This is a genomic window from Micromonospora sp. NPDC047465, assembly GCF_040643125.1.
Lineage (GTDB): Bacteria > Actinomycetota > Actinomycetes > Mycobacteriales > Micromonosporaceae > Micromonospora.
Map to the genome: position 1 here is coordinate 1 of NZ_JBEYTP010000110.1, position 5,093 is coordinate 5,093.

Genomic DNA, 5,093 nt, shown 5'->3' on the forward strand with positions numbered 1-5,093 from the left:
GGCCGTGATCTCACCGACCGAATGCCCACCCACGAAGTCCGGCACCACCCCGAACGACTCCACCAGGCGGAACAACGCCACCTCGACCGCGAACAACCCGGCCTGCGTGAACACGGTCTGGTCCAGCAGCTCCGCCTCGGCCGAGCCGTCGGGAGCGAACAGCACGTCACGAAGCGGCTGCGGCAGCAGCGGGTCCAGGTGCCCGCACACCTCGTCCAACGCCGAGGCGAACACCGGGAACACGCCGTACAACTCCCGGCCCATGCCGGCGCGCTGCGCGCCCTGCCCGGAGAAGAGGATCGCGAGCCGGCCGCGCGCGGCCCCCGTACCGGTGACGACCCCGGCGGCCGGGGAGCCGGCGGCGAGGGCGCGCAGCCCGGCCAGCAACTCGTCCCGGTCGCCGGCGGTGACCACGGCACGGTGTTCCAGGACGGCGCGGCTGACCACGGACGACCAGCCGACGTCGACCGGGCGCCGGGTTTCGTCGGCGGCGAGCCAGCCAGCCCAGCGGTCGGCCTGCGCGGCGAGCGCGGCGTCGGAGCGGGCGGAGAGCAGCACCGGGGCGGGGCGGGCCGGGTCGGGCGTCGCCCCGGCCGGGGCGGGCCGGGTGTCGGCGGGTGGTTGCTCGATGACGACGTGGGCGTTGGTGCCGCTGACCCCGAACGAGGACACGGCGGCCCGGCGCGGCCGGCCGGTCGCCGGCCACGGCCGGGACTCGGTGAGCAGCTCGACCGCGCCCACGGTCCAGTCGATGTGCGGGGACGGCTCGTCGACGTGCAGGGTGCGGGGCAGGACGCCGTGCCGCATCGCCATGATCATCTTGATGATGCCGGCCGCCCCGGCCGCCGCCTGGGTGTGCCCGATGTTCGACTTGATCGAGCCGAGCCACAGTGGTTCCCGGCCGTCGCGGTCCTGGCCGTACGTGGCCAGCAGCGCCTGCGCCTCGATCGGGTCACCCAGGGTGGTGCCCGTACCGTGCGCCTCCACCGCGTCCACGTCGAGCGTGGTCAGGCGGGCGTTCGCCAGGGCCTGCCGGATGACCCGCTGCTGCGACGGCCCGTTCGGCGCCGTCAACCCGTTCGACGCCCCGTCCTGGTTCACGGCGGTCCCGCGTACGACCGCCAGGATGCGCCGGCCCTCCCGCCGGGCGTCGGAGAGCCGCTGCACGAGCAGCATGCCCACGCCCTCAGACCAGCCCGTGCCGTCCGCCGTCGCGGCGAACGACTTGCACCGCCCGTCGGCGGCGAGCCCGCGCTGGCGGGAGAACTCGATGAACGTCCCCGGCGTCGCCATCACGGTCACGCCGCCGGCCAGGGCCAGGTCGCACTCCCCCGACCGCAGCGCCTGCACGGCCAGGTGCAGCGCCACCAGCGACGACGAGCAGGCGGTGTCCACGGTGACCGCCGGCCCCTCCAGGCCGAACGTGTACGCCACCCGCCCGGACACCACGCTGCCGGAGTTGCCGGTGCCGATGTAGCCCTCCAGGCCCTCGGGCAGCTCCTGCACCTGCGAGGCGTAGTCGTGGTACATCAGGCCGGCGAACACGCCGGTGCGGCTGCCGCGTACCCGCGCCGGGTCGATGCCGGCGGACTCGAACGTCTCCCAGGACGCCTCCAGCAGCAGCCGCTGCTGCGGGTCCATGGCGACCGCCTCGCGCGGCGAGATACCGAAGAACGCCGGGTCGAACTCGGCCGCCCCGGCCAGGAAGCCGCCGTGCCGGGCGTACGAGGTGCCGGCGTGGTCGGGGTCGGGGTGGAAGAGGGCGTCGAGGTCCCAGCCCCGGTCGGTGGGGAACTCGCCGATGCCGTCGCCGCCGGCGGCCAGCAGCTCCCAGAGCTGCTCGGGGCTCGCCACGCCGCCGGGATAGCGGCAGGCCATGCCGACGATGGCGATCGGCTCGTCCACGCCGGTGGCGGCCACCGCGTCGGGGCGGGCCGCGATCTCGCCGGTGAGCTGCTCGTGCACGTGCGCCGCGAGCGCGGCGGGCGTCGGGTAGTCGAACACCAGCGTGGAGGCCAGCCGCAGCCCGGTGGCCGCGTTGACCCGGTTCCGCAGGTCCACGGCGGTCAGCGAGTCGAAGCCCAACTCCCGGAACGCCCGGTCCGCCGGCACCGCCTCCGCCCCGCCGTGGCCGAGCACCTGCGCCACCAGACCCCGGACCAGCAGGTCGACCTGGGCGCGGGCCTCGTCGGGGGCGAGCGCCGCGAGCCGCTGGGCCCAGCCGCCGGCCGCGCCGCCGCCGGCCTGCCGCCGGGCGGTCGCGGTGCCGACGAGGGCGCGCAGCATCGGCGGTACGCCGGCGGCGGTGGCCGCCGCCCGCATGGCGGGCACGTCGACCACGGCCGGTACGAGGGCGGCGGCGTCGGCGGCGACCGCCGCGTCGAACAGCGCCACGCCGACCGGGGCGGTGATCAGGCCGAGGCCGGCGCGGGACACCCGGGACCGGTCGGTGGCGCTGAGGCCGGCCGCCATGCCGTCGGTGTCCCACATGCCCCAGGCCAGGGAGTGGCCGGGCAGCCCCCGGTCGCGCCGGTGGGCGGCGAGGGCGTCGAGGAAGGCGTTCGCCGCCGCGTACGCGCCCTGGCCGGGCGAGCCGAGCACCCCGGCGATCGAGGAGAACGCGACGAACAGGTCGAGGTCGAGGTGGGCGGTGGCCTCGTGCAGCCACCAACCGGCGTCGACCTTCGGGGCGAGCACCCGGGCCAGCCGGTCCGCGTCGATGCCGCTCACGACGGCGTCGTCGAGGACGCCGGCGGTGTGCACCACCCCGGCGAGGCGTTCGCCGTCGGTGAGCCGCGCGACGAGGGCGCGCACGGCGTCGGGGTCGGTGACGTCGCAGGCGAGCACCCGGACGCGGGCGCCGAGGGCGGTCAGCTCGTCGGCCAGCTCGGCCGCGCCGTCGGCGTCGGGGCCGCGCCGGCTGACCAGGGCGAGGGAGTCCACTCCCCACTCGGTGACCAGGTGCCGGGCGAGCAGGCCGCCGAGCGCGCCGGTGCCGCCGGTGACGAGGACGGTGCCGCCGCGGGTGCGCGGGGCGGCCGCGGGCGGGGCGTCGGCGCGTACCAGTCGGGGGGTGAGGGCCGCGTCGCCGCGGACCGCGAGCTGCGCCGCGGCCGGGTCGTCGGCGGCGGCCGCGAACAGCGCGACGGCGGGTTCGTCGAGGTCCCGGTCGAGATCGGCCAGGACGATCCGGCCGGGGTGCTCGGACTGGGCGGAGCGGACGAGGCCCCACACGGCCGCGCCGGCCAGGTTGCCGGCCGGGTCGGCGTCGGTGGCGCGCACCGCGTCGCGGGTGACCACCACGAGCCGGGCGTCGGCGTCGGCGGCCAGCCACGCCTGCACCTCGGCGAGCACGCCGGCGGTGGCCGTCCGGACGGCGGCCGGTAGCTCGCCGGCCGGCAGGTCGGCCGGCGTCGCGGGCACGGGCAGCAGCACCAGTGGGGGTACGTCGCCGGCGGCGACCAGTTCGGCGACGCCCGGGTACGCGGACGCGCCGGGCAGGGCGGGGGTGGCCGCGCCCAGCAGGGCGGCGGTGGGCGTGGGACCGGGGGTGAGCGGCTCGGCCTGCCAGGCGACCCGGAACAGCGAGCGGGCGGCCAGGGTGGCCGCCGACGGGTCGACGCCGGTCATCTCGCGCAGCACGAGGGAGTCGATCGACACCACCGGCTGGTCGGTGTCGTCCACGGCGAGCAGCCGAACCGCCGCGCCGGCCCGGGTCAGCCGGATCCGCAGGGTGTCCGCGCCGACGGCGTGCACCTGGACGCCCTCGAACGCGAAGGGTGCCTTGGGGCCGGTGGTGCCGTCGCCCGGCAGCAGGGCGGTGGGGTGCAGGGCGGCGTCGAGCAGGGCGGGGTGCACGCCGAACCCGGCGACCCCGTCGGGCCCGTTCGCGGGCAGGGCCACCTCGGCGTAGACGGTGTCGTCGCCGGCCGTCCAGGCCCGCCGCAGGCCCTGGAACGCCGGCCCGTACGTCATGCCGTGCCCGGCGAGGGCGTCGTACCAGCCGGCGAGGTCGGCCTCGACGGCGTGCGCCGGGGGCCACGCACCGAGGCCGGCGTCGTCGGTCGGGTCGACGGCGGTGAGCACGCCCTCGGCGTGTTGCACCCAGTCGCCGTCGGGGTCGTGGTCGGGCTGGGAGTGCACGGCGACGGCCCGCCAGCCGGCGCCGTCGCGCGGGCCGACCCGGACCTGCACCCGCACCCCGCCCTGGGCGGGGAGCACCAGCGGCGCGGCGATGGTCAGCTCCCGTACCCGGCAGGGGCCGAACTCGTCGCCGGCCCGCAGCGCCAGCTCGACGAGGGCGGTGCCGGGGACGATCACCGCGCCGGCCACCACGTGGTCGGCCAGCCACGGCTGGGCCGCAACCGACAGCCGGCCGGTGAGCACGGCCGCGTCCTCGCCGGCCAGCCGGACGGCGGCGGCGAGCAGCGGGTGGCGGGCGGCGCCGAGGCCGGCGCCGGAGACGTCCGAGGCGCGGCCGGCGGGGCGGAGCCAGTACCGCTCCTCGGCGAAGGCGTACGTGGGCAGGTCCACGCGGGTGGCGGCGGCGTCGGCGAAGATCGGGGTCCAGTCGACGGCGCCGCCGGCGGCGAGGAGTTCCGCCAGGCCGGTGAGCAGGGCGCGCGGCTCGGGGCGGTCCCGGCGCTGGGTCGGCACGGCCACGACGGCGTCGTCCCCGGACAGGGCCTCGCGGACCAGCGCGGTGAGGACCGGGCCGGGCCCTACCTCGACGAACGTGTCCACGCCGGCGGCGCGCAGGGCGGCGACCCCGTCGGCGAAGCGGACGGCCTCGCGGACGTGGCGCACCCAGTAGTCGGCGCGGGTCAGCTCCTGCGGGTCGGCGAGCGTCCCGGTCAGGTTCGACACGACCGGCACGAGCGGCGCGGAGAACGTCAGCCCGTCCAGCACCGCGCGGAACTCGGCGAGCATCGGCTCCATCAGCGGGCTGTGGAACGCGTGACTCACGGTCAACCGGCGCGTCCGGACGCCACGCGCCGTCCAGACCTGCTCCACCTCGTCGAGCGCGTCGACCGCCCCGGACACCACCACGGACGTCGGGCCGTTCACGGCGGCGATCCCCACCCGGTCGGCCA

General features: G+C 77.6%; 1 protein-coding gene. It reads right to left on the reverse strand.

Annotated elements, in window-relative coordinates; genetic code table 11:
* A partial coding sequence (locus ABZ793_RS34510; RefSeq protein ID WP_357465168.1) for an SDR family NAD(P)-dependent oxidoreductase occupies positions 1–5,082 on the reverse strand: 5,082 nt, incomplete at its 3' end.
* Between the last annotated feature and the right edge of the window lie 11 nt (positions 5,083–5,093).